Raw genomic sequence first — 22,699 nt, forward strand, 5'->3', positions numbered from 1 at the left:
CTTTCTTATTGAAGTATGTTTTTGCGCATCATATTATTCACATACACTGGTTGATCCACTTTGAATTTCACGATTTGCAACGGATGTCTCGCTGCATCTAATTCGTTTCCATCCTCATCCCAAATTTTATCCACCGTCTGCGTAAAGTTTTCTATTTCTGGTCCAAAGAACTCCACTTCATGTCCCGGTTTGAAGTGATTACGTTGCTCAAGCGTTACGATGCCCGTTTCTTCATTATAATCTAACACTAAACCAGCAAAATCATACGTTGTTTTCTTACTATGATTTCCAAACATTTGCTCTTGATGTCCTGGAACCCCTTCAAAGAATGCAGGAGCTGTATCACGATTTGCACATTTATCAAGCTCATCTAACCATTCTTGTTTAAACTCAAAGTTATCCGGATCCGCACAATACGCATCAATTACTTTACGATATACAGTTGCTACAGTCGCTACGTAATGGATAGATTTCATACGTCCTTCAACTTTTAAGCTGTCAATTCCAATTTCAATCATTTTCGGAATTGATAAGATTAAATTTAAATCTTTTGGGCTCATCGCAAAGTGAGCATCTTCTTCTTGGAATAGAGGAAGCTCTTTTGCATCTTTATGTTGTGATACCGTTTGAACTAAATCATAATCCCAGCGGCAAGATTGACAACAACCACCACGGTTAGAGTCACGCGCTGTCATATGGTTACTTAATGTACATCTCCCTGAATAGGCGATACACATTGCACCATGGACGAATGCTTCAATTTCAATATCAACTTTTTCTTTAATTTCTTTCATTTCTTCATAGCTTGCTTCACGAGCTAATACAAGACGATGTAAACCTTCTTCTTTCCAATACTGTGCTGCTTTCCAGTTGGATAGTGATTGTTGTGTACTTAAATGCACCTCAACAGAAGGCGCTACACGTTTACATGTCTCAATAATAAGCGGATCGGCAACGATAATTCCCGTTACGCCGGCTTTTTCAATCCCTTTTAAATATTCCTCTAGCCCATCCATATTTTCATTATGCGCAAAAATATTTGTTGTTACGTATATTTTTGCTCCATATTTCTTTGCAAATTCAACGCCTTCTGCCATGTCTTCCAGCGTAAAGTTACCTGCATTAGAACGAAGACCAAATTCTTGTCCACCTAAATATACAGCATCTGCCCCATAATGGATAGCTACTTTTAATTTTTCTAAGTTACCCGCAGGGATTAACAGTTCAGGTTTTTTCACAATAACGCGTTTGCCATCGATCACTCGTGAAATTTCTTGTACAGTCATTTCCTACACCCTCCTCGTTTAGTAAACCGTTTCTTTAAAGAAGAATCCTGTATCTAACGGACGATTTACCGGTTGTATTTCTTCTATCTCTTTAAATAAATCATCTTTCACGTCATAATACGCATCACGATCTTCTACACATAAATCAATCGCCTTACGATATTTCTTCGTTACCTCAATAATGTATTCAGAACTTTTTAGGACACCATCAATTTTTAAGCTATCGACTTCAGCATCGATTAGTTCCTCTAACTCATCGATGAAACAAATATCATTCGGACTCATAATGTGAGTACCATTTTCATCTTCATAAATTGGATATTTGTTATTACGTTCTGGGTCGTATAAGAACATATTCTCTTCATACTTTTTCTTTTCGATGTCGAGATTACGCCCTTGATACTCAAAGTAGTTTCCTACTAGTGAACGCTTCGATTGGAACATACAAGTCATACCGTGAACTTGTACTTCAAGTTCCACTTCAGCATTTTCTTTTAATTCAGCAATTTCATCTAAGCTAAGCTCACGAGCTAATACAGCGCGTTTCGCTCCTCTTTGCCCCCAATAGTTACAAGTAAACCAGTTTGTTGCTGTCGTTTCTGTATTCCAGTGCAGTTGCATATTTGGTGCAACTTCACGAACAGCCATTAATACCGCTGGATCTCCGAAAACAATCGCATCTACATTTACCTCATTTAAAAAGGCAACGTAGTCCGTTAATTCTTCCACTTTATCATTGTGGAACATCGCATTCATTGCAACGTATACTTTCACACCATTTTCATGTGCAATGTTTACAGCTCGTTTCACATCTTCACGTGAAAACTCTCCTGCCAAACGTAAACCAAACTTTTGTTCACCAACCATTACTGCATCTGCCCCTGCTTTCACAAGAGATTCAATATCCGCCACCGCTCTAGGCGTTACTAACAATTCAGGTTTCTTCATACTTTTGTCACCCTCTCTTTTTACTTACAGCCACTCCATCGCCAATTGGGAAAATCGTTGTATCATATCCTTCATGGTTCATAAGCCATTCATTGTACGTCTTAATACGACGAATCAAACCACGCGTACGTCTATTTTCAATTTTCTCTTTTGTCGTCACAAGACCATGGTACATAACGTTATCTGAAATAATAACCCCACCAGGATTTAATAACGGTTCGTATAAGTCAAAAAAGCGACGATACTGCCCTTTCGCTGCATCAATAAAAATAACATCAAATGTTCCATGTTCTTTCACTTGTTCGCCCGTTTCTAAAGCATCACCGTAAATAACAGAAATACGGTCTGTTACCGAGGAACATTCTATATATTCAAGTGCCTTTTCATATCGTTCACGATTGCGCTCTACTGTCACAATACGAGAGTTCGGAATAGCTTGCATCATACGAATACTAGAATAACCGATTGCTGTTCCAAGTTCTAAAATACTTTCCGGTCCAATTAAACGTAAAAATTGCAGCATAAATTCCATTCCAAGTCGATCCATAATCGGCACATAGTTTTCAGTTGCATACTCTTCCATTTCAAGAATTAATTTATCTTTTGGATCAATAAATGATAATAAGTACTCGTTAACTGCATCCTCCATAATTGGTCCTCCTTATTTACATGGAGAAGTGCCTCTATGACGCGTCAACCTTTGTCTTTTCACACATAGAATGCAATAAAAATACAAGCCAGTTTCACCCTTAGCTTGTACGTCCCGTTTTGATATTAAAAACGATTCTTCTGCCAGTTTTTAACCCGATATATTTTACCACAAAAAAGAGGGATGTGCGACCTTTTTCGCTATCCCTCCCCATTTCACTGTTTTTTCGTAATGTATTTTTGCTTTAATGCATTATGTTCTTCTAATGTTTTCGCATAATACACTTCACCACTTGGTGCAGCTAAGAAATAATAATAATCTGTTTGCGCAGGATCTAACGCTGCTTCCACTGAATGTTTACCAGAGTTTGCAATTGGTCCAACCGGCAACCCTTTCACAACATACGTATTGTACGGTGAGTTTACTTTCAAGTCTTCGTATAATACACGTTGTTTATGTTTTCCAAGCGCGTATAATACCGTCGGATCCGTTTGAAGCGGCATACCTTTCGCTAAACGATTATAGAAAACACTAGAAATTTTCTGGCGATCAGTAAAGCCAGTGGCCTCTTCTTCAATAAGTGAAGACAACGTGAGAAGTTGATGAACATCCCAGTTCTTCGCTTTCATTTTCGCCTCATTTTGAACAATAATTGCATTTGTTTTCTCAAGCATCGGGATTACAATTTCTTCTAATTTTGTATCCTTTTTATAGAAAGAATACGTTGCTGGATATAAGTATCCTTCTAGTGGATATTTAATGTTGCTATCAAAAATTTTATCCGTTAATAGCTTCGGATACTTTTGCTGCATTTTTTGAATAAATGCTTTATCGTTTAATTGACGCACAACATCATCTTTATTCCACTTTAATTCTGCCGCAATCACTTCAGCAATTTCAGTTACTTGCGCCCCTTCTTTAATCGTCACTTTATAAAGAGCCGGAAGATGTACGTTGCCAGATGACATTTGTTCAATGACATCGTTAGCACTCATCGAAGGATTTAATAAATATGTACCTGCTTGTAAGCTTTTTGACTTAAATTTCGTATAAAAACTAAAAACTGTACCGCTTTTCACAGCACCTTTTTCTTCTAAAATCTCACCGATTTTACTTGTAGATGACCCCTTTGGAATCTCTACCTCAATCTCTTTTTTATTTCCACTATCAACTGGCCCTAATGCAGATGAAATATACGCATAGACTGATCCACAAACTAAAAGCAGTGCGATAATCGAAATTAAAAAAATGCGTCTACGCTTCTTCTTCACTTGATTCTCTACCAAAATTCTTCCTCCTTATTCAATTGTAGACCATATACACTTCCTCTATACAATGCCCTACAAACATAAAGCAAAACCAATCATTTCTAAATAATTGGTGACAGCTACTCATTTAAAGCCTTTTTTCATACAACCCGTCTTATTATACTATAAACAATTAAGTAGTTTCGACAAAAAATCTGTCATTTTGCATATGAATACAAAAAAGGCGAACTGTGTACACAGTTCGCCTTTTTATCCATTACTATTCTTCTTCTTGCTCATCAGCAAGAGTGTTAAACATTTCTTGTACCATTTCCCACTCTTCTTCAGATTCAATTGAAAGTAATGTTCCGCCCTCTTCTTCACTTTGCTCGTATGCCATTGCATCGAAGATTTGGTCTCCATCTTCGTCTACTTCACCGATTGGAGAGAAGACTACGTAAGATTTTTTGCCGAATTTTTCAGCATCAAAAGTGAAAATAATTTCACATAAATGTTCGTTTCCTTTTTCGTCTACAATTGTAATTTGATTTTCTTCCATTTTGGTCACCTCTTATTTACTATCTAAAAATCCTTGTAAGATCACGACTGCAGCCATCTTATCGATTACCTGCTTTCGCTTCTTACGGCTTACATCAGCTGAAATGAGCAGACGTTCCGCCGCCATTGTCGACAAACGCTCGTCCCACATTACAACTTCTAATTGTAACAGATTTCGCAGGTTTTCTGCAAATTGCTGGCACGCTTCACCACGCGGGCCAATTGTACCATTCATATTTTTAGGTAAACCTACTACTATTTTGTCCACATTGTACTGTTTTACTAACTCAGAAATACGGTCAAAACCAAAGTGGCCTCGTTCTTCGTTAATCCTGATTGTTTCCAGCCCTTGTGCTGTCCAGCCCATTTCATCGCTCATTGCAGCACCGACTGTTTTTGTACCAACATCTAAACCTAATATCCGCATAAACTACTCCTCACGATGATGTTTCAAGTAAGACTTCACAAGCTCTTCGATTAACTCATCACGTTCAAGCTTACGAATGACGCTTCGTGCATCTTTATGGCGAGGTATGTATGCTGGGTCTCCACTTAATAAATAACCGACAATTTGGTTAATCGGATTATAGCCTTTTTCTTGAAGTGCATCATACACAGTTAAAAGTACATCATTTACATGGACACTCTGTTTTTCATCTTGAATGCTAAACTTCATTGTCTTATCAAAACCGTCCATTTCAAGCACCTCACTTGTAAGTAGTAAGTATAAGGAGAAGAACTTCTCCTCTCCCTACCATTGTACACTACTATCTCTTTATTTTGAAACAGATTTAACGTACTCTTGTACAAATGCTAAAGCTTCCTCTACTTGCGCTGGGTTTTTACCACCTGCTTGAGCCATGTCAGGACGGCCACCACCGCCGCCTCCACAACGAGAAGCTACTTCTTTCACAAGTTTACCTGCATGGTAACCTTGACTAATTAAATCTTTCGTTACGCCCGCTAAAATGTTTACCTTATCGTCATTTACAGACGCTAATACAACAACTGCAGACTCTAATTTATTTTTAAGGTCATCCATCATTGTACGTAAGTTGTTCATATCTGCAACATTTACTTTCGCCGCTAATACGTTCACGCCATCAACTGTCATTACTGAATCAGTTAAGTTTCCAGCTTCGATATTGCTTAATTTCGCAGCAAGAGATTCGTTTTCTTTTTGAAGTTGTTTTACTTCAGCAAATAAACCATCAACTCTTGTTAAAATATCTTTCGGATTTGTTTTCATTTTTCCTGCTGCTTCTTTTAATAAACCTACTTGATCGTTCATTAATTCGTATGCAGACTTACCAGTTACCGCCTCAATACGACGAGTTCCTGCACCGATACCAGACTCAGCAACGATTTTGAAAATACCGATAGAAGCTGTGTTATCAACGTGACAACCACCGCAAAGCTCTAAGCTGTAATCGCCTACTTGTACAACGCGTACAACATCACCGTATTTTTCACCGAATAATGCCATTGCGCCCATTTCTTTCGCTTCTTCGATTGCTTTTTGAGAAATCGCAACATCAATACTTTCCCAAATTTTTTCGTTTACGATACGCTCAATTTTTTCTAATTCGTCAGCTTGTACTTGACCGAAGTGAGAGAAGTCAAAACGTAAACGTTCAGATGTTACAAGAGAACCCGCTTGGTTAACATGCGTTCCAAGTACATCTTTTAATGCTTGGTGCAGTAAGTGAGTTGCTGTATGGTTTTTCACAACACTACTACGGTTTTTCGTATCGATAAGAGCTTTTACAGCCGCTTCTTTCGTTAACGTACCTTCTTCAACAACAACTTTGTGTAAGTTTTGACCATTTGGTGCTTTTTGTACGTCTTTTACAACAACTTTCACGCCGTCAGCAAGAACATAACCACGGTCTGCAATTTGCCCACCGCTCTCAGCGTAGAATGGCGTTACATCAAGCATTAATTGTCCTTCTTCACCTGCTTGTAAGCTATCTGTGTACTCACCATTTTTTACAAGTGCAACAACGTTACTTTCTGTTGCAACTGTACCGTAACCAACGAATTCGCTCGCTACTTTAACTTCACCAAGTACACCGCCTTGAACTTGCATAGAATCAACGTCTTGACGAGCAGCACGTGCACGCTCACGTTGTTTCTCCATTTCATTCTCAAAGCCCGCTTGATCAACTGTCATACCAGCTTCTTCCGCATATTCTTCTGTTAATTCAATTGGGAAACCGTACGTGTCGTATAGACGGAACGCATCTACGCCAGAAATAACAGTTGTTTTTTCTTCTTTCGCTTTTGCAATTACTTCAGCTAAAATTGATTCACCATCATGAAGTGTTTCATGGAAACGCTCTTCTTCATTCTTCACAACTTTTGCGATGAAATCTTTCTTTTCAAGTACTTCTGGATAGAAGTCTTTCATTACTTCTCCAACAACCGGTACTAATTCAAACATGAATGGACGGTTGATGTTTAATTTCTTAGAATAACGAACAGCACGGCGTAATAAACGACGTAACACATAACCACGGCCTTCGTTAGAAGGAAGTGCTCCATCACCAACCGCAAATGTTACTGTACGAATGTGGTCAGCAATTACTTTAAATGCCATATCTTTTTCTAAGTCACCGTTACGATACTTTTCACCAGAAATTGATTCTGTCGCGCCAATCATCGGCATGAATAGGTCTGTGTCAAAGTTCGTAGGTACATCTTGAACGATAGATGTCATACGCTCTAGACCCATCCCTGTATCGATGTTTTTCTTAGGAAGCGGCGTATATGAACCGTCTGGATTATGGTTAAATTGAGAGAATACAAGGTTCCATACTTCTAAGTAACGCTCGTTTTCTCCGCCCGGATATAATTCTGGGTCACTAAAGTCATTACCGTAAGCTTCACCGCGGTCATAGAAAATTTCTGTATTCGGTCCACTTGGTCCTTCACCGATATCCCAGAAGTTTTCTTCTAAACGGATGATGCGTTCTTTTGGAACACCCATTTTCTCATTCCAAATTGTGAATGCTTCTTCATCTTCCGGATGAATTGTAACAGACAGTAATTCTTTATCGAATCCGATCCATTTGTCGCTCGTTAGAAATTCCCAAGCCCAAGTAATTGCTTCTTCTTTGAAGTAATCACCGATTGAGAAGTTCCCTAACATTTCAAAGAATGTATGGTGACGAGCCGTTTTCCCAACGTTTTCAATATCGTTTGTACGAATTGATTTTTGTGCATTTGTAATACGTGGATTTTGTGGGATTACACGACCATCAAAATATTTCTTTAATGTCGCTACACCACTATTAATCCATAGAAGAGATGGATCCTCATGAGGAACTAGTGATGCACTTGGTTCTACTGCATGTCCTTTTTCTTGGAAAAAGTCTAAAAACATTTGACGAATTTGTGCGCCTGTTAGTTGTTTCATTGTATTTTCCTCCTTAAATATAAAAAACTCCCGCCCCTAATAAAAGGGACGAGAGTTAACTCGCGATACCACCCTAATTATGAATTGATTATTATAACAATCAATTCATCACCTCATGGTGCCGTAACGTGGCAAGACGGCAGTGATTAGCTGCTCTCAGGATTAGCTTTCTGTTACCCTTCATTTAAAGCTTCTTTCAGCCAGGTGGAAGCTTCTCTCTATAAATGGACTGTAACATACTTGTTCCGTCATTGATTTAATGTATTATATGACTAAATATAATAGAATTCTCTTAAGTTTGTCAATGTAGATAATCATTTATATTGTATCAATTACTTATTAATCATAGTTATTCTACTATTCATTCTTAACAGCCTTTCAATATATTATGCGTTTATTACTAAATAGGAATCTCCTCATAAAAAACACTTTATAAAAATTTCTGAATATTACATTTTTTATCATAATTAAATTATTAATAATAAAGGAGCGATTACAATGACAACCTTATTAAATAAAACTAAAAACATATTAACGGCTGACGAAACTATATTGTTTTACGCAGCATTTTCATTAGATATATTTATATATCCCGCATTAACGAGCAGTAAGACTCCCACCTCAAAATCCAGTCAATACGAGGAAGTTAGGTGGGAGATCAACTGCTCGTAAAAGCCCGATTGGTTCAACTAATAATCAGTGGGGGATGGCCCTCCCCACTGATTAAAGTTTCACTTTATCATCCCGTCTCAAGACCAGAACTGTTAATCTTAACAAACAAAAGGCTCTTCTTTTATGGACCAGATGTTAGCAAGAATCTAATATTTGAAGAGTACTCTTTCGCAAAAATTTCTAATCTAAAAGAACAGAAGCGTCTTTTCAGTAATCAAATTGTATTTATGTATGATACTGAATGGAAAAGAATAAAACATATTCAAACAAATGATGTGAGCGGGATTGTTCAGCAAATAAAAGAACAACTCTCTAAATAACCATATTATTAGCCCTCTATCTCTATAGATAGAGGGCTTTCACATTAAATATCTTCTCTTTTCCAAAGAGGCCTCACATGAACGACCACTGTACGAATAACTGCTAAAATTGGAACCGATATTAGCAATCCTACAATCCCGGCTATCTCTCCTCCAACTAGTAATGCAAGCATAATAATAACGGGATGCATACGAAGCGACTTACCAACGATGTAAGGCGATAAAATGTTACTTTCCAAAAATTGTAAAATAACAATCGTAATCCCCGCCTTAATGAGTAAACTCGTTGATACCGTTGCCGCAATCATCAACGTCGGAATCGCCCCTAAAATAGGACCAAAGTACGGGATTATATCCGTTACCCCAATAATAATGCCGAGTAATAACGGATATTTCATACCGATAAACCAAAAAGAAAGAACAGATACCCCCCCTAATACTAAGCAAACAAATAACTGTCCTCGAATATAACTTCCGAGTGACTTATCAATTTCTTTCGCAAGCATTTGACCCGTACTACGCCACTTACTCGGAACTAGTTTCCAAAAAACATGATAAAACTCACCGTAATCTTTTAATATGTAAAATACAATGAACGGAATTAAGAAAATAATGAGCAATGAATCCAGTACACCACGGGCTGTGCTCATAACTTTATTTAAAAGCGTTTGTATCTTCATTTCTACACCAACGAAAATTTGCTTTACCTTTTCATGAATAAATGATGGGAAATTCGCTGTTTGTTCTGTAACTCCATCCATCCAAGAATCGTACATTTTTGTAAACTGCGGAAATTGTTCATTAATTTCTTGTAACTGTTTAATAACAACTGGCGTTCCTTTATAAATTCCATAGCCAATTCCGCCAAAGAAAAGAATATAAATGAGCAAAATAGCAAGTGTGCGTGGCATTCCTTCCTTATGAATTTTTTCAATTAAAGGGTGCAATAAATAAGCAATAAAACAAGCAATAAGAAACGGTGTGATCGCCACTTTAAATACAAAAATAATCGGTGCCCATAGTGGCTTAATTTTTAAAAAGACAAGCAAACAAAGAAAAACGAGTAACAATAACCCTAAACGATATATCCAAATGATTTTAAGATTCTTCACACGAAAAACCTCCTCCACCTTTATTTTGAAAATAAATAGGTTAGGTTATGTGCAAAAGTTTTAAAATCTTTTTATACAGACCATACTGTTTTTTAAAGACGTACATATATTTAACATAATAAGGACAACCACCCCTGAAAATACAAAATGTCAAAATATAATCTGGAGGGCTCATAATGGTCTTATTTATGCTTGCATTATCCGCACTTTTTATGCTTCTTGAATGGCTTTGTATCGGGTTTGGTATTTGGAAAGGCTTCTTTATTCGTTCCTCACGAAAAGAAAGAGCGAAGCACTTATGGCATTATGGAATGCTTGGCGTTGGATGTTACGGTTTATCTTATCTCTTCTCTGAAATCGGACTTTTATATTTGCATACAAGCGCATAAAAAAACTCCCTTACCATGAAGGGAGTTTTTTCCGCCTTATAAATAAGACTTAATCATCTTACGTGCTTTTTTCACATTGCGTTTTGAGAATACATCTTGTTTGCGAGCATATTGATATGCTGCAGCTCCAACACCTAATGCGATTAATGAATTGCGTAGATTCAAAGTAAATCCCCCTTTTCGTTATCCGATCGTTCTTTCATTATCATCAAATAAATCATCAAGAGAGCTTAATGAACCATCTTCCTCTACTTGATGTGTATGGATTTTCCCCTTTGAAACCGATAATTCGATATAACAATTCCAGCAATAAAATTGGTTGACACCTATTTTTCCGATGTCTTTCCCTTTGCAATTTGGACAACTGAACATATGGCTTTCATCTCCTTACAGTCTCCCAGATTCTATTCGCCATTATGTCCAAACTGCATTCATTTATACATCGCTAGAGCCTTTCAACGTTATACGTTTGAAAGTTTCACTATATAATTTCACCTTGTTACATGAAATCATACGGTGAAATGTTTTCCACGTCCATTTCTTCACCATTAACCGTCACCATCTGCACTTCTCCTTGTGATTCTTGCAATCGACCAGCTAAAGTCGTTTGACGCATTGCATCATCAAGGCGATTTACACCGGATTGAAAAGCTGCTTCCTCCCCGCAAATAATAAGGAATTTCTTACTCCTTGTAATACCCGTGTAAATTAAATTACGACGTAACATACGGTAGTAGCTCTTTACAATCGGCATAATAACAATCGGAAATTCACTACCTTGTGATTTATGAATCGAACAGCAATATGCATGTGTAATTTGATTTAAATCTGGCTTTGTATACGTTACTTCAATCCCATCAAATGAAACGATAATCATATCTTGTTGCTCAACGTTTTCTTTCGCATAAAACACCGAAACGATTTCTCCGATATCACCATTAAACACTTGGCTCTCTGGCTGATTAACGAGTTGCAGTACTTTATCACCTCTGCGGTATACAACATCACCGTAAGCAATTTCTTTACTCTTTTCTTTTTTCGGATTAAACACTTCTTGCAATGCTTCATTCAGCACATTAATACCGGCAGGCCCACGGTACATCGGCGCTAATACTTGTACATCTCTTGCACTAAATCCTTTTGTCTTGGCATTTTCACATACTTTTTTTACAACTTCAACAATTTGAGCTCCTGTACAAGAAATAAAGGAACGATCCTTTTTATTTTCGGCTAAATCTGGCGGAAGCGCACCATCTTTTATCGCATGGGCAAGTTGAATAACAGATGACCCTTCCGCTTGACGATAAATTTCTGTAAGCTTGACCGTTGGAACCGCGCCTGCATTCAATAAGTCTTTTAACACTTGTCCAGGTCCTACAGATGGCAACTGATCTTCATCACCTACAACGATAACTTGAATATTTGTCGGAAGTGACTTGAATAGCTGATTTGCAAGCCAAATGTCAACCATTGAAAACTCATCAATAATGAGTAACTTTCCTTGTACTGGATCGGTTTCATTACGCTGAAAAGACCCTTCTGGCGTCCAACCGAGCAGACGATGAATTGTGCACGCCGGAAGCCCCGTCGATTCACTCATTCGCTTCGCTGCTCTTCCAGTTGGAGCCGTTAATAAAATCGGAAATGGATTATCATCACTATATTCATTTGGATTTAATGATACTCCGTGAAGTGATGCATACATTTCAACAATCCCTTTAATAACTGTTGTTTTCCCCGTTCCTGGTCCACCTGTTAATAACATCATCGGCTTATGAAGTGCAGTTCGAACTGCTTCTTGCTGAAGCGGCGCATACTGCACTTTCAACTGTTCTTCAATTTCCCCTAATGTCTTTAACACTTCCGCTTCAGGGAATGAAGGAGTTTCTTCTTGATTCATAAGACGACGAATTGACTTTACAACGCCTTTCTCAGAATAGAATAAAGAAGCTAAATACACTCGCTCTTCTTCTATAATGACTTTCCCTTCACCTTGCATCATTTCAACGCAGCCTACAATATCTTCCTCAGTCACTCTGCCTTCTTGATTATTTAAAAGTGACATTGTTTCTCTCACAAGTTGTCCTTTTTCCATATACACGTGACCCAATTGTAATGAAACGTTCTCTAATGTATAAAAACATCCCGCACGTACACGGTCGTCGTGATTGCCCGTTATTCCTATTGCACGCCCTATATCATCTGCTCTTCCAAATCCAATTCCGTCCACTTCTTCAATAAGCTTATATGGATTATTACGAATCACTTCTAATGTCATCTCTTTATATTGCTGATAAATTTTAATAGAAAGTTTTGTTCCAAAACCGTAGCCATTTAAAAAACTCATCACTTTCTCTAGCCCTTGATGCTCAATAATCGTCTCATATATTTCCTGCGCTTTTTGCTTGTTTACAACACCATTTAACGTATCGGGATCATCCATAATTTTAGAAATCGCATGCTCACCGAGATGATCAACGATTTTTTCGGCTGTACGCTTTCCAATCCCTTTAAATAAATCGCTCGCTAAATATTGCACCATACCTGCTTTTGTTTGTGGTAATTCTTTTTTAAACGTTTCCACTAAATATTGTTTCCCATACTTTGGGTGGTCTTTAAAATGACCTGTTAATGTAAACACTTCATCTTCATGCATACGGGGAAAATGGCCGTTTATCATTACTTTTTTTTCGTCGTATGTTTCATTCGTTTCAATGACTTTCATACTGACAACGGAATAGAGGTTTTCTTCGTTGTGGAAAATGGTATGAAGAACTTGCGCTTTTATAAATTTTTTTTCTTCCTCAAACAAATCCATTGCATGTTGATTTCCCATATTTCCTCTCCTTTCCGAGTTCTTTTCACTTTAATGAGCAGTACATCCCCCACCTCTTTCATACTCTTTAGATGAGGGGTAACTGCGCATTAAACTATAATTTCACTTTATTCAGCTTCTTGCTCTAATAAACGAACACCATTACCAGCTAAAAAGTGGTCTGGACTTATTTCAGTCGCTTTCTTAAATAAAGTAAGAGCTTTCTCGTTATTTTCCTCGAATACGTACGCAACACCTAAATTATAATACGCATCTGCATGCTCTTCATCCATTTCTAATACCTTTTCAAAATAAGGTTTTGCCTCTTGAATATGTTCTAGTCGTGCGAAGCAAAGTCCGCATTGGAAAACAGCTTCTACATCGTCTTCATCTAATTCCGTCGCTCTTTGTAAAAATGGAAGTGCAAGACGATCATTTCCAAGTTGCACATGTGTGATACCTAACATAAATGTTACGTCAGCTGATTGTAATCCCGCTTGCATCGCTTGTTCAAATACAGCCTTCGCCTCTGCAAATTGCTCTTGACCGTAATATACGTTTCCTAAACCATAATAAGCAGCCGCAGATTTATCATCTAATTCTACTGCACGTTTATAAAATAAAATTGCTCGCTCACTATCACCTAATACATCTAATAAATTCGCAAAGTTAATGTATCCAAGCGCTTCTTTCGGATTTTCTTCGATTGCTTCTGTGAAATTTTTAGCTGCTTCTTCCCAGTTTCCTTCTTGCATATATTTAATACCTGTTTCAAGTTTGTTTGACATATCCTTCACCTCTACAACAAATTATAACAAAGAATGTATTTTCCAAGCGAACGAAAATTTTCTTTATGTAAAAGAAACCTCTAACCGCTAATCGGCAGAGGCTTCTCGTGTTATCCTAAATAATCTAATTTCTTACCACTATGATATACTTCATCAATTGTAGCGCCGCCTAAGCACTCATCTCCATCATAGAAAACAACTGCTTGGCCTGGCGTAATCGCACGAATTGGCTCATCACAAAGAATACGAACTGTATTTCCATCAACGATTTGAACCGTTACTTTATTGTCTGCTTGACGATAACGGAATTTCGCTGTACACGTAAATTCTTTTTCCTTCGCTTTATTACTTACCCAGCCTACATTCGTAGCAATAACTTCATCACCATATAGAAGTTCGTTATGGAATCCTTGGTCAACATATAAAATGTTTTCTTTCAAGTTTTTTCCAACAGCAAACCATGGATCACCATTACCACCAATACCAAGACCATGACGTTGTCCAATTGTATAGTACATTAAACCATCATGTTTCCCTTTCACTTCACCAGATAATGTTTGCATCACACCTGGTTGCGCTGGTAAATAGTTACTTAAGAAATCTTTAAAGTTACGCTCACCGATGAAGCAAATACCAGTACTATCTTTCTTCGCCGCTGTCGCTAAACCAGCTTCTGTCGCCATCTCGCGAATTTGTGGTTTCTTTAATTCACCTAATGGGAACATTGTTTTTGATAATTGCTCTTGGCTTAATTGATTTAAGAAATATGTTTGATCTTTATTGTCATCAACGCCGCGAAGCATTTTATATTCGCCGTCCATATAAGCAACGCGTGCATAATGACCTGTTGCTACATAATCAGCACCAAGTGCAATTGCATGCTCTAAAAATGCTTTAAATTTAATTTCTTTGTTACACATTACATCTGGGTTTGGTGTACGACCAGCTCGGTACTCATCTAAAAAGTACGTAAATACTTTATCCCAGTATTGTTTTTCAAAGTTTACTGCATAATACGGAATGCCGATTTGGTTACACACTTCAATTACATCATTATAATCTTCTGTTGCTGTGCAGACACCATTCTCATCTGTATCATCCCAGTTTTTCATAAAAATTCCGATTACATCATAACCCTGCTCTTTTAATAAAAGAGCTGCTACAGATGAATCGACGCCACCGGACATCCCGATGACAACGCGTGTTTCGTGAGGTAGTTTGTTCATCATGTCACCTCCCATGCTAATTTTGTGTTAATCGCTTCACGATTTTCACTGTTTCGTACGCCGCTTTTTCAATTTGCTCTTTCGTATTTCCAAGTCCAAAACTAAAGCGTACGGATGAACGTATTTGATCGGAGTCTTTTCCGAACATCGCCACTAATACATGTGATGGATCAATCGAACCAGCTGTACAAGCAGAACCACTTGATACTGCAATACCAGCTAAGTCTAAGTTTACAAGAAACGGTTCAATATTCATTCCTGTAAAACTTATATTCAACACATGGGGTAAGCGATATTCCAAGTTTCCGTTTACCTCGAAAGTAATGTCTTCATTTTTGAAGACAGATACCATTATATCTTTAAACTCTTCATATTGGGCATTTTTTTGCTCACGAGTTTGTTCCGCTAGCAAGATTGCTTGCTGAAGTCCGGCAATACTAGGTACATTTTCAGTACCAGCACGACGTTTTCTTTCTTGCTCTCCGCCTATTAATAACGGTTCAAACTTCACATTTGCACCAGCATATAGGAACCCGACACCTTTTGGTCCGTTAATCTTGTGAGCTGAAATTGATAATAAATCAATTCCAAATTCTTTCACATCAATCGATAATAAACCGTAGGCTTGTACAGCATCTGTGTGGAAATAAGTTTGATGCGCTTTTAGCAAATTTCCTATTTCCGCAATTGGTTGCATTGTCCCTACTTCATTATTCCCGAACATAATAGATACAAGAATCGTCTCTTCCCTTAGTGCCTTTTGTATGTGAGAAACTTGAACACGCCCTGTTTCATCAACAGGTAAATACGTCACTTCAAATCCTTCACGCGCTAACAATTCACACGTATGCAAAATCGCATGATGTTCAATTTGCGTTGTAATAATGTGGTTACCTTTATGACGATTCGCGCGCGCTACACCTATAAGTGCTAAATTATCAGCTTCTGTACCACCGCTCGTGAATATAATTTCATTTGGACTCGCGTGAATGCTACGTGCACACACACGTCTCGCCTCATCTACCGCATGGCGCGTTTGACGCCCATAAAAGTGAATACTAGACGGGTTTCCAAATGTTTCTGTCATATATGGAATCATCTTTTCGACCACTTCTGGGTGAGTCGGAGATGTCGCAGCATGATCTAAGTAAATGCGTTCCATTAAATCTCCTTCTTTCCAAATCGTTTCACAAGGAATTAAATGTAAAACATATAGCCCCCGTGATTTTCTTCCTCATAACGTACTAAATCTTCTAAAGTTGTACTATCTAATACTTCTTGCACCGCATCACGAACACGCATCCATAATTGGCGTTGTGCTGGTTCTTCTTCTTCTATCATTTCTACAACACTAATTGGACCCTCTAGTACACGGATTACATCTCCAGCTGTAATGTTGACTGGCTGATCAGATAATACATATCCGCCATATGCACCACGCGTACTCTTTACAAGACGAGCGTTACGAAGTGGTGAAATTAATTGCTCTAAATAATGCTCAGATAGGTCATGTGCCTGCGCAATTGATTTTAATGAAATTGGGCCTTCACCAAATTTTTTTGCAAGGTCGATCATAATTGTTAAGCCGTAGCGGCCTTTCGTTGAAATCTTCATCTATTTGCACCTCATTTCAAATTTTCACTTCTATTGGTTATATCTTATTTATAAAAGAACACAATTTAAAATCCTATGAAATTATAGCATAATATAGTATTATAAGAAATTTCAACTTGTGTATCAAAATGATAACATAAAATCACATTGAAAAACTCGGAAATTATTACAATTGAAAGAAAAATGAAAATATTCATATTCATTTTTCCCACAAAACAGCATCCTATTTCAAATTTCATCAAAAAAAATGATACGATAGAATGAGATTATACATTAAGGGAGAGGGTCAAATGAAACAACCACTCGCACATCGAATGCGCCCTACAAATATTCAAGAAATTATTGGACAACAGCATTTAGTTGGTGAAGGCAAGATTTTATGGCGAATGGTCCAAGCAAATCATTTTCAATCAATGATTTTGTATGGTCCTCCAGGCACAGGAAAAACATCAATCGCTAGCGCAATTGCAGGAAGTACTGGAACCCCGTTTCGCCTCTTAAACGCTGTTACTCATAATAAAAAAGATATGGAAGTTGTCGTACAAGAAGCGAAGATGCATCGACACCTCGTTTTAATTTTGGATGAAGTTCATAGGCTAGATAAAGCGAAGCAAGACTTTCTATTACCCCATTTAGAAAGCGGACTTCTTACTTTAATTGGTGCAACGACAAGCAATCCATTCCATGCTATTAATTCTGCTATTCGAAGTCGTTGTCAAATCTTCGAATTACACGCATTAACAGAAGATGATATTTTAATTGGCTTAAAACGAGCGCTTGAAGATAAAGAAAAAGGGCTTGGGGAATATGATGTAACTGTTACGGCTGAAGCATTACATCACTTTGCAAATGCATCAGGCGGTGATATGCGCTCAGCTTATAATGCACTTGAACTAGCTGTTTTATCTAGCTTTACAACTGACTACAAAGCCGCGGAAATTACACTTGAAATTGCTGAAGAATGTTTACAGAAAAAGAGTTTCGTTCACGACAAAGGTGGCGATGCTCACTATGACGTTTTATCTGCTTTTCAAAAATCAGTACGTGGAAGTGATGTGAACGCCGCACTTCATTATTTAGCACGTCTTATTGAAGCAGGTGACTTACAAAGCATCGGTAGACGTCTGCTTATTATGGCATATGAAGATATCGGACTTGCTAGCCCACAAGCTGGACAACGTACACTTGCAGCAATTGAATCAGCTGAACGAGTCGGCTTCCCAGAGGCACGCATACCACTTGCAAATGCTGTTATTGAACTTTGTCTATCACCGAAATCAAATTCGGCCTATAAAGCACTCGATGCCGCACTACACGATTTACGTAATGGTCAAACAGGCGATATTCCAAGTCATTTAAAAGATAGTCACTATAAAGGAGCCGAATCGTTAGGAAGAGGCATCGGATACTTATATCCACACGATCATCCAAACGGGTGGGTACAACAACAATACTTACCTGATAAAATTAAAAACAAGCAATATTATAAACCGAAAACGACAGGAAAATTTGAACAAGCACTTTCTACTGTTTATGAAAGATTACAAAGTTCGCATAAAACGAAGAATAAAGGGTAATATAAGCGAAAACGTCACCATTACGGAGGCTTCGCTTATGAAAACACGTCAAGATGCATGGACAAAAGAAGACGATCTCCTTTTAGCAGAAACTGTTTTACGACATATTCGCAGAGGAAGTACACAAATAAAAGCATTCGATGAAGTTGGTGATACATTAAACCGAACTTCAGCAGCTTGTGGCTTTAGATGGAATGCTGAAGTAAGACCATATTATGAAGATGCGGTGCAAATTGCAAAAAAACAGCGTAAAGAATTAAAGCGTTCGGAAGCTAAAATAGAAAAAGAGCAGTTCGCACAAACTCGGCAACTCGTAATCGATGCCGAGTTTTCAGAAGATATTGCCCCAAATAAACAAGATCTTACAATGCAAAATGTCATCTCATTTTTGCAAAACTTGGAGCACAATAACCCTTCACTCGCAAAGTTACAAACTGAAAATGACGTATTACAAGATCAGCTCACTTCCCTGAAAAAAACGAATAATGAACTTGAAGCAAAATTAGCTGTTCTCACAAAAAAACAACAAGCAATCGAAGAAGATTATGCAATGCTTGTTAGAATTATGGATCGTGCTCGAAAACTTGTTTCGGTCGAAGAACAAGAAGAGCAAATTGCTCCGATTTTCAAAACCGATCAAAATGGAAATTTAGATATTATATATTCTGCAGAAAATTAAAAAACAGGGATGTCACTTGTTCGCCTAAGTGACATCCCTGTTTTTTAATTCGGCGAACAATGCATAGATAAATGAAATTATATCGACGATTTTTCGAATATATCTATCGCAATTCGAAATATATCAACGATTCGACAAGAAATATCGCTTTACCGACAAAAATTCACAATAATAACACTCACGTTAATAGGAGGAAACTCCTGAAATGAATTGGATATTTTTTACTTAAATATTACTATAAACATATACGTTTGAAGGGAGACGGTTGCTATTTCATTAATAGTCTTCAAAATAACACTCGGTGTTCTCGTCCTAACGTTAGGTCTTTTCACCATTCACAGTTTAAAAAAGACGTCTGCCTATAAATCAGACAAATACGATCATTACTTACTAGCTTTACTTACGTTCGAACTAGTAGTATTACAAATATCCATATTTCTTTAAAACATACAAAAAGCATATATCCTAAACGATATATGCTTCCCTTTTATTCTTGCCCTACACGCTTCACTTCTACGTTTTTAATACGTTCACGTACAACGTGACTCGCCATAATTAAGCCCGCCACAGATGGTACGAACGCATTTGAAGAAGGTGGTAATTTCGCTTTACGAATTTTTGCATTTTCGTCTGGTACGATTTCTTTACGTACTTCCTCACGAATTACGATTGGGTTTTCGTCAGAGAAGACAACTTTTACACCTTTTTTAATACCATCTTTACGAAGCTTCGTACGAATTACTTTCGCAATTGGATCTGTATGTGTTTTAGAAATGTCCGCAATACGGAAACGAGTTGGGTCCATTTTATTTGCCGCACCCATACATGAGATAATTTTGATTTTACGACGTAAACATTGTTTAATTAAATGAATTTTGAACGTAATCGTATCGGATGCATCCACTACGAAATCTAAACCGTGTTTAAAGAACTCTTCATATGTTTCATCTGTATAAAACATCTCTAGTCCAATTACTTCACACTCTGGATTAATGTCTGCAATACGCTCTTTCATTAATTCTACTTTTGAACGTCCTACAGTAGATACTAACGCGTGAATTTGACGGTTTACGTTTGTAATATCTACAACATCTTTGTCAACTAATACAAGACGTCCTACGCCAGAACGTGCTAACGCTTCTGCCGAAAATGACCCTACTCCGCCAATCCCTAAAATACCGACTGTACTATTTTTTAATATTTCAAGGCCTTCTTTTCCAAAGGCTAATTCATTACGTGAAAATTGATGTAACATTCAGCTCTACACTCCTATTACAAAAATGGTCTACCATGTATTCTAGCGTTTTTCCGACTATTTGTATAGAAAAAGTTATAGAATTCCTAAAAATACATATTCAAAGAGAAAAAATAAAACATAAGACCACTAGCTGAACCAGACTTTTTTAACTTCCTCTTCAATATACGTTTAAAAAGGAGGATTCAGAGGACCGAGCAGATCGAGGCACTTATGCTAGGAGGAGCACAGTGTAGGCGTACTACTCGAGCACCGGACTAGCATACGTAACGATGAAATGCGAAGGTTATCTAAACCGGACTTTTTAAACAACCTTTCAAAAAAAAGTCTAGATGGGGTTAGTATAACCATCTAGACTCTATTCTTACTTCTCTTCTTTCAAGCTCAATTTTAAGCTTAGCTCTTCAAGCTGAGCTTCTGCAACTGGGCTTGGCGCTTCTGTTAATAAGCAGCTTGCGCTTGCTGTTTTCGGGAATGCAATTGTATCACGAAGGTTCGTACGACCTGCAAGTAACATAACAAGACGGTCTAAACCTAATGCGATTCCGCCGTGTGGTGGTGTACCGTATTCGAATGCTTCTAATAAGAATCCGAATTGTTCTTGTGCTTCTTCTTGTGAGAATCCAAGTGCTTTGAACATTTTTTCTTGTACGTCACGCTCGTAAATACGAAGTGATCCACCACCAAGCTCATAACCGTTTAATACAAGGTCATATGCTTGTGCACGTGCTTTTTCTGGTGCTGTTTCTAATAGTTCAACATCTTCACGGAATGGCATTGTGAACGGATGGTGAGCTGCGAAGTAACGATCTGCATCTTCATCGTACTCAAGAAGTGGCCAATCAGTTACCCATAGGAAATTAAATTTACTTTCGTCAATTAGCTCAAGTTCTTTACCTAGACGTAAACGAAGTGCACCTAAGCTATCTGCAACAACGCTCTTCTTATCTGCTACGAATAGTAATAAGTCACCAGCATCCGCTTCTAATGTACTCATTAACACGTTTGCATCTTCTTCCCCGAAGAATTTCGCAATCGGTCCTTTTAAGCCGTCTTCTTCAACTTTAAGCCAAGCTAGACCTTTTGCACCGTATACTTTTGCGAATTCAGTTAATGCGTCGATGTCTTTACGAGAATATTTGCTCGCTGCACCTTTTGCGTTAATCGCTTTTACTTGTCCGCCGTTTTCTACAGCACTTGTAAATACTTTAAATCCACAACCTACTGCAAATTCAGATAGGTCTTTTAGTTCCATTTCAAAGCGTGTATCTGGCTTATCAGAACCAAAGCGAGCCATTGCATCAGCATATTTCATACGAGGGAATGGTACACTAACTTCTACACCTTTTGCATCCTTCATGACTTTCGTCATCATGCGCTCCATCATTTCTAAAATTTCATCTTGTGTTAAGAATGATGCCTCGATATCGATTTGCGTGAATTCCGGTTGACGGTCCGCACGTAAATCTTCGTCACGGAAACAACGTGCTACTTGATAGTAACGCTCAAATCCACCGACCATAAGAAGCTGTTTAAATAGCTGCGGAGATTGAGGTAATGCATAAAATTCACCATCATGCACACGACTTGGTACTAAATAGTCGCGAGCTCCTTCTGGTGTGCTCTTCGTTAAAATTGGTGTTTCAACTTCTAAGAACTCTTCTGTATCTAAGAAGTTACGAATTGTTTTCGTTACGTCATGACGCATTTTGAATGTGTTGAACATTACAGGACGACGTAAGTCTAAGTAACGATATTTTAAACGCACATCTTCTGATGCATCTGTATCATCAGCAATAATGATTGGCGTTGTTTTCGCTGCATTTAATACGTTTACTTTCGTTGCTTGTACTTCAATACGACCAGTTGCCATATTGTCATTAATTGCGCCTTCACCACGTTCAACAACTGTACCTTCTACGTGTAATACATATTCGCTACGAATCATTTCTGCTACTTCTAACGCTTCTTTTGATGTTTCTGGGTTAAATACAACTTGTACGATACCTGTACGGTCACGTAAGTCGATAAAGATTAATCCACCTAAATCACGGCGTTTTTGTACCCAACCTTTTAATTGAACTGTTTGTCCAACCGCTTCTACTGTTACTTTCCCACATGCATGTGTTCTTTCAGCCACTTTAAG

21 protein-coding genes, 1 pseudogene and 1 other annotated feature are annotated in these 22,699 nt (G+C 37.8%); of the genes and pseudogenes, 4 read left to right on the top strand and 18 right to left on the bottom strand.

The features are described from left to right. Positions 1-5 precede the first annotated feature (5 nt). The 8 genes from MR071_RS02880 to alaS form a co-directional block, all read right to left on the bottom strand. Positions 6-1,286 carry a peptidase U32 family protein gene (locus MR071_RS02880; protein WP_242234809.1) on the bottom strand — a complete coding sequence of 427 codons (1,281 nt, stop codon included), beginning with the start codon at positions 1,284-1,286 and terminating at the stop codon, positions 6-8. 18 nt (positions 1,287-1,304) lie between these two features. Next, the gene (locus MR071_RS02885) at positions 1,305-2,234 is read right to left on the bottom strand and encodes a peptidase U32 family protein (protein WP_105584417.1); all 930 of its coding nucleotides are present in this window, start codon (positions 2,232-2,234) and stop codon (positions 1,305-1,307) included. Between the two features lie 7 nt (positions 2,235-2,241). Continuing rightward, positions 2,242-2,883 (bottom strand): O-methyltransferase, encoded by a 642-nt coding sequence (locus MR071_RS02890; RefSeq protein ID WP_105584416.1) that lies wholly within the window; start codon positions 2,881-2,883, stop codon positions 2,242-2,244. 215 nt (positions 2,884-3,098) lie between these two features. After that, positions 3,099-4,169, bottom strand: coding sequence for an endolytic transglycosylase MltG (gene mltG, locus MR071_RS02895; RefSeq protein ID WP_105584415.1), 1,071 nt, complete (start codon positions 4,167-4,169; stop codon positions 3,099-3,101). Between the two features lie 241 nt (positions 4,170-4,410). Beyond that, positions 4,411-4,689 (bottom strand): DUF1292 domain-containing protein, encoded by a 279-nt coding sequence (locus MR071_RS02900; protein ID WP_002034112.1) that lies wholly within the window; start codon positions 4,687-4,689, stop codon positions 4,411-4,413. Between the two features lie 12 nt (positions 4,690-4,701). After that, positions 4,702-5,115: a Holliday junction resolvase RuvX gene (gene ruvX / locus MR071_RS02905; RefSeq protein WP_105584414.1), complete on the bottom strand. Its 414-nt coding sequence runs from the start codon at positions 5,113-5,115 to the stop codon at positions 4,702-4,704. Between the two features lie 3 nt (positions 5,116-5,118). Continuing rightward, positions 5,119-5,385 carry an IreB family regulatory phosphoprotein gene (locus tag MR071_RS02910; RefSeq protein WP_105584413.1) on the bottom strand — a complete coding sequence of 89 codons (267 nt, stop codon included), beginning with the start codon at positions 5,383-5,385 and terminating at the stop codon, positions 5,119-5,121. A 78-nt stretch (positions 5,386-5,463) separates the two neighbouring features. Further along, positions 5,464-8,106: an alanine--tRNA ligase gene (gene alaS, locus MR071_RS02915; protein WP_242234811.1), complete on the bottom strand. Its 2,643-nt coding sequence runs from the start codon at positions 8,104-8,106 to the stop codon at positions 5,464-5,466. 41 nt (positions 8,107-8,147) lie between these two features. Continuing rightward, positions 8,148-8,367: a binding site (T-box leader), on the bottom strand. A 237-nt stretch (positions 8,368-8,604) separates the two neighbouring features. On the opposite strand from alaS, the pseudogene MR071_RS25730 reads away from it, so the two are divergent. After that, positions 8,605-9,098 (top strand): annotated as a pseudogene (locus MR071_RS25730) (PH domain-containing protein). A 44-nt stretch (positions 9,099-9,142) separates the two neighbouring features. Here the strand turns inward: MR071_RS25730 and MR071_RS02925 are convergent. Further along, a complete protein-coding gene (locus MR071_RS02925; protein WP_105584411.1) occupies positions 9,143-10,210 on the bottom strand; it encodes an AI-2E family transporter in 1,068 nt (355 codons plus the stop codon). A gap of 176 nt (positions 10,211-10,386) precedes the next feature. Between MR071_RS02925 and MR071_RS02930 the strand changes: the two genes are divergently transcribed. Beyond that, positions 10,387-10,599 (top strand): hypothetical protein, encoded by a 213-nt coding sequence (locus tag MR071_RS02930; RefSeq protein WP_105584410.1) that lies wholly within the window; start codon positions 10,387-10,389, stop codon positions 10,597-10,599. A gap of 36 nt (positions 10,600-10,635) precedes the next feature. On the opposite strand, the gene MR071_RS02935 is transcribed toward MR071_RS02930, so the two are convergent. The 7 genes from MR071_RS02935 to cymR form a co-directional block, all read right to left on the bottom strand. Continuing rightward, positions 10,636-10,764: a YrzQ family protein gene (locus MR071_RS02935; protein ID WP_002015286.1), complete on the bottom strand. Its 129-nt coding sequence runs from the start codon at positions 10,762-10,764 to the stop codon at positions 10,636-10,638. 18 nt (positions 10,765-10,782) lie between these two features. After that, positions 10,783-10,971, bottom strand: coding sequence for a hypothetical protein (locus MR071_RS02940; protein WP_002015288.1), 189 nt, complete (start codon positions 10,969-10,971; stop codon positions 10,783-10,785). A gap of 127 nt (positions 10,972-11,098) precedes the next feature. Beyond that, on the bottom strand, positions 11,099-13,435 hold the full coding sequence (gene recD2, locus MR071_RS02945) for an SF1B family DNA helicase RecD2 (RefSeq protein ID WP_242234812.1): 2,337 nt from the start codon (positions 13,433-13,435) through the stop codon (positions 11,099-11,101). Positions 13,436-13,542: 107 nt separating this feature from the next. After that, entirely contained in the window at positions 13,543-14,202 is a 660-nt protein-coding gene (locus tag MR071_RS02950) for a tetratricopeptide repeat protein (protein ID WP_105584408.1), read from the bottom strand. A gap of 110 nt (positions 14,203-14,312) precedes the next feature. After that, positions 14,313-15,428, bottom strand: coding sequence for a tRNA 2-thiouridine(34) synthase MnmA (gene mnmA, locus MR071_RS02955; protein ID WP_105584407.1), 1,116 nt, complete (start codon positions 15,426-15,428; stop codon positions 14,313-14,315). 16 nt (positions 15,429-15,444) lie between these two features. Next, positions 15,445-16,590 carry a cysteine desulfurase family protein gene (locus MR071_RS02960; RefSeq protein WP_105584406.1) on the bottom strand — a complete coding sequence of 382 codons (1,146 nt, stop codon included), beginning with the start codon at positions 16,588-16,590 and terminating at the stop codon, positions 15,445-15,447. A gap of 35 nt (positions 16,591-16,625) precedes the next feature. Continuing rightward, entirely contained in the window at positions 16,626-17,042 is a 417-nt protein-coding gene (gene cymR / locus MR071_RS02965; protein WP_000704117.1) for a cysteine metabolism transcriptional regulator CymR, read from the bottom strand. Positions 17,043-17,332: 290 nt separating this feature from the next. Here cymR and MR071_RS02970 point away from each other — a divergent pair, with 290 nt between their 5' ends. After that, the gene (locus tag MR071_RS02970; RefSeq protein WP_242234814.1) at positions 17,333-18,619 is read left to right on the top strand and encodes a replication-associated recombination protein A; all 1,287 of its coding nucleotides are present in this window, start codon (positions 17,333-17,335) and stop codon (positions 18,617-18,619) included. Positions 18,620-18,656: 37 nt separating this feature from the next. After that, on the top strand, positions 18,657-19,298 hold the full coding sequence (locus MR071_RS02975) for an RsfA family transcriptional regulator (RefSeq protein ID WP_105584404.1): 642 nt from the start codon (positions 18,657-18,659) through the stop codon (positions 19,296-19,298). A 487-nt stretch (positions 19,299-19,785) separates the two neighbouring features. Here the strand turns inward: MR071_RS02975 and MR071_RS02980 are convergent, their stop codons facing one another. After that, a complete protein-coding gene (locus MR071_RS02980; protein ID WP_000903181.1) occupies positions 19,786-20,553 on the bottom strand; it encodes a tRNA threonylcarbamoyladenosine dehydratase in 768 nt (255 codons plus the stop codon). A 364-nt stretch (positions 20,554-20,917) separates the two neighbouring features. Continuing rightward, entirely contained in the window at positions 20,918-22,693 is a 1,776-nt protein-coding gene (aspS, locus tag MR071_RS02985) for an aspartate--tRNA ligase (protein ID WP_105584403.1), read from the bottom strand. Between the last annotated feature and the right edge of the window lie 6 nt (positions 22,694-22,699).

Origin of the sequence: Bacillus cereus group sp. BfR-BA-01316, assembly GCF_022664195.1 — a bacterium.
Lineage (GTDB): Bacteria > Bacillota > Bacilli > Bacillales > Bacillaceae_G > Bacillus_A.

Excerpts from the sequence above, each read along its gene's own strand:
- MR071_RS02890 (WP_105584416.1), bottom strand. The coding sequence starts at position 2,883 with ATGGAGGATGCAGTTAACGAGTACTTATTATCATTTATTGATCCAAAA.
- mnmA (WP_105584407.1), bottom strand. The coding sequence starts at position 15,428 with ATGAACAAACTACCTCACGAAACACGCGTTGTCATCGGGATGTCCGGT.
- MR071_RS02950 (WP_105584408.1), bottom strand. The coding sequence starts at position 14,202 with ATGTCAAACAAACTTGAAACAGGTATTAAATATATGCAAGAAGGAAAC.
- MR071_RS02910 (WP_105584413.1), bottom strand. The coding sequence starts at position 5,385 with ATGGACGGTTTTGATAAGACAATGAAGTTTAGCATTCAAGATGAAAAA.
- recD2 (WP_242234812.1), bottom strand. The coding sequence starts at position 13,435 with ATGGGAAATCAACATGCAATGGATTTGTTTGAGGAAGAAAAAAAATTT.
- MR071_RS02960 (WP_105584406.1), bottom strand. The coding sequence starts at position 16,590 with ATGGAACGCATTTACTTAGATCATGCTGCGACATCTCCGACTCACCCA.
- alaS (WP_242234811.1), bottom strand. The coding sequence starts at position 8,106 with ATGAAACAACTAACAGGCGCACAAATTCGTCAAATGTTTTTAGACTTT.
- cymR (WP_000704117.1), bottom strand. The coding sequence starts at position 17,042 with ATGAAGATTTCAACGAAAGGCCGCTACGGCTTAACAATTATGATCGAC.
- MR071_RS02970 (WP_242234814.1), top strand. The coding sequence starts at position 17,333 with ATGAAACAACCACTCGCACATCGAATGCGCCCTACAAATATTCAAGAA.
- MR071_RS02885 (WP_105584417.1), bottom strand. The coding sequence starts at position 2,234 with ATGAAGAAACCTGAATTGTTAGTAACGCCTAGAGCGGTGGCGGATATT.
- ruvX (WP_105584414.1), bottom strand. The coding sequence starts at position 5,115 with ATGCGGATATTAGGTTTAGATGTTGGTACAAAAACAGTCGGTGCTGCA.
- MR071_RS02900 (WP_002034112.1), bottom strand. The coding sequence starts at position 4,689 with ATGGAAGAAAATCAAATTACAATTGTAGACGAAAAAGGAAACGAACAT.
- MR071_RS02940 (WP_002015288.1), bottom strand. The coding sequence starts at position 10,971 with ATGTTCAGTTGTCCAAATTGCAAAGGGAAAGACATCGGAAAAATAGGT.
- MR071_RS02880 (WP_242234809.1), bottom strand. The coding sequence starts at position 1,286 with ATGACTGTACAAGAAATTTCACGAGTGATCGATGGCAAACGCGTTATT.
- MR071_RS02975 (WP_105584404.1), top strand. The coding sequence starts at position 18,657 with ATGAAAACACGTCAAGATGCATGGACAAAAGAAGACGATCTCCTTTTA.
- MR071_RS02930 (WP_105584410.1), top strand. The coding sequence starts at position 10,387 with ATGGTCTTATTTATGCTTGCATTATCCGCACTTTTTATGCTTCTTGAA.
- MR071_RS02980 (WP_000903181.1), bottom strand. The coding sequence starts at position 20,553 with ATGTTACATCAATTTTCACGTAATGAATTAGCCTTTGGAAAAGAAGGC.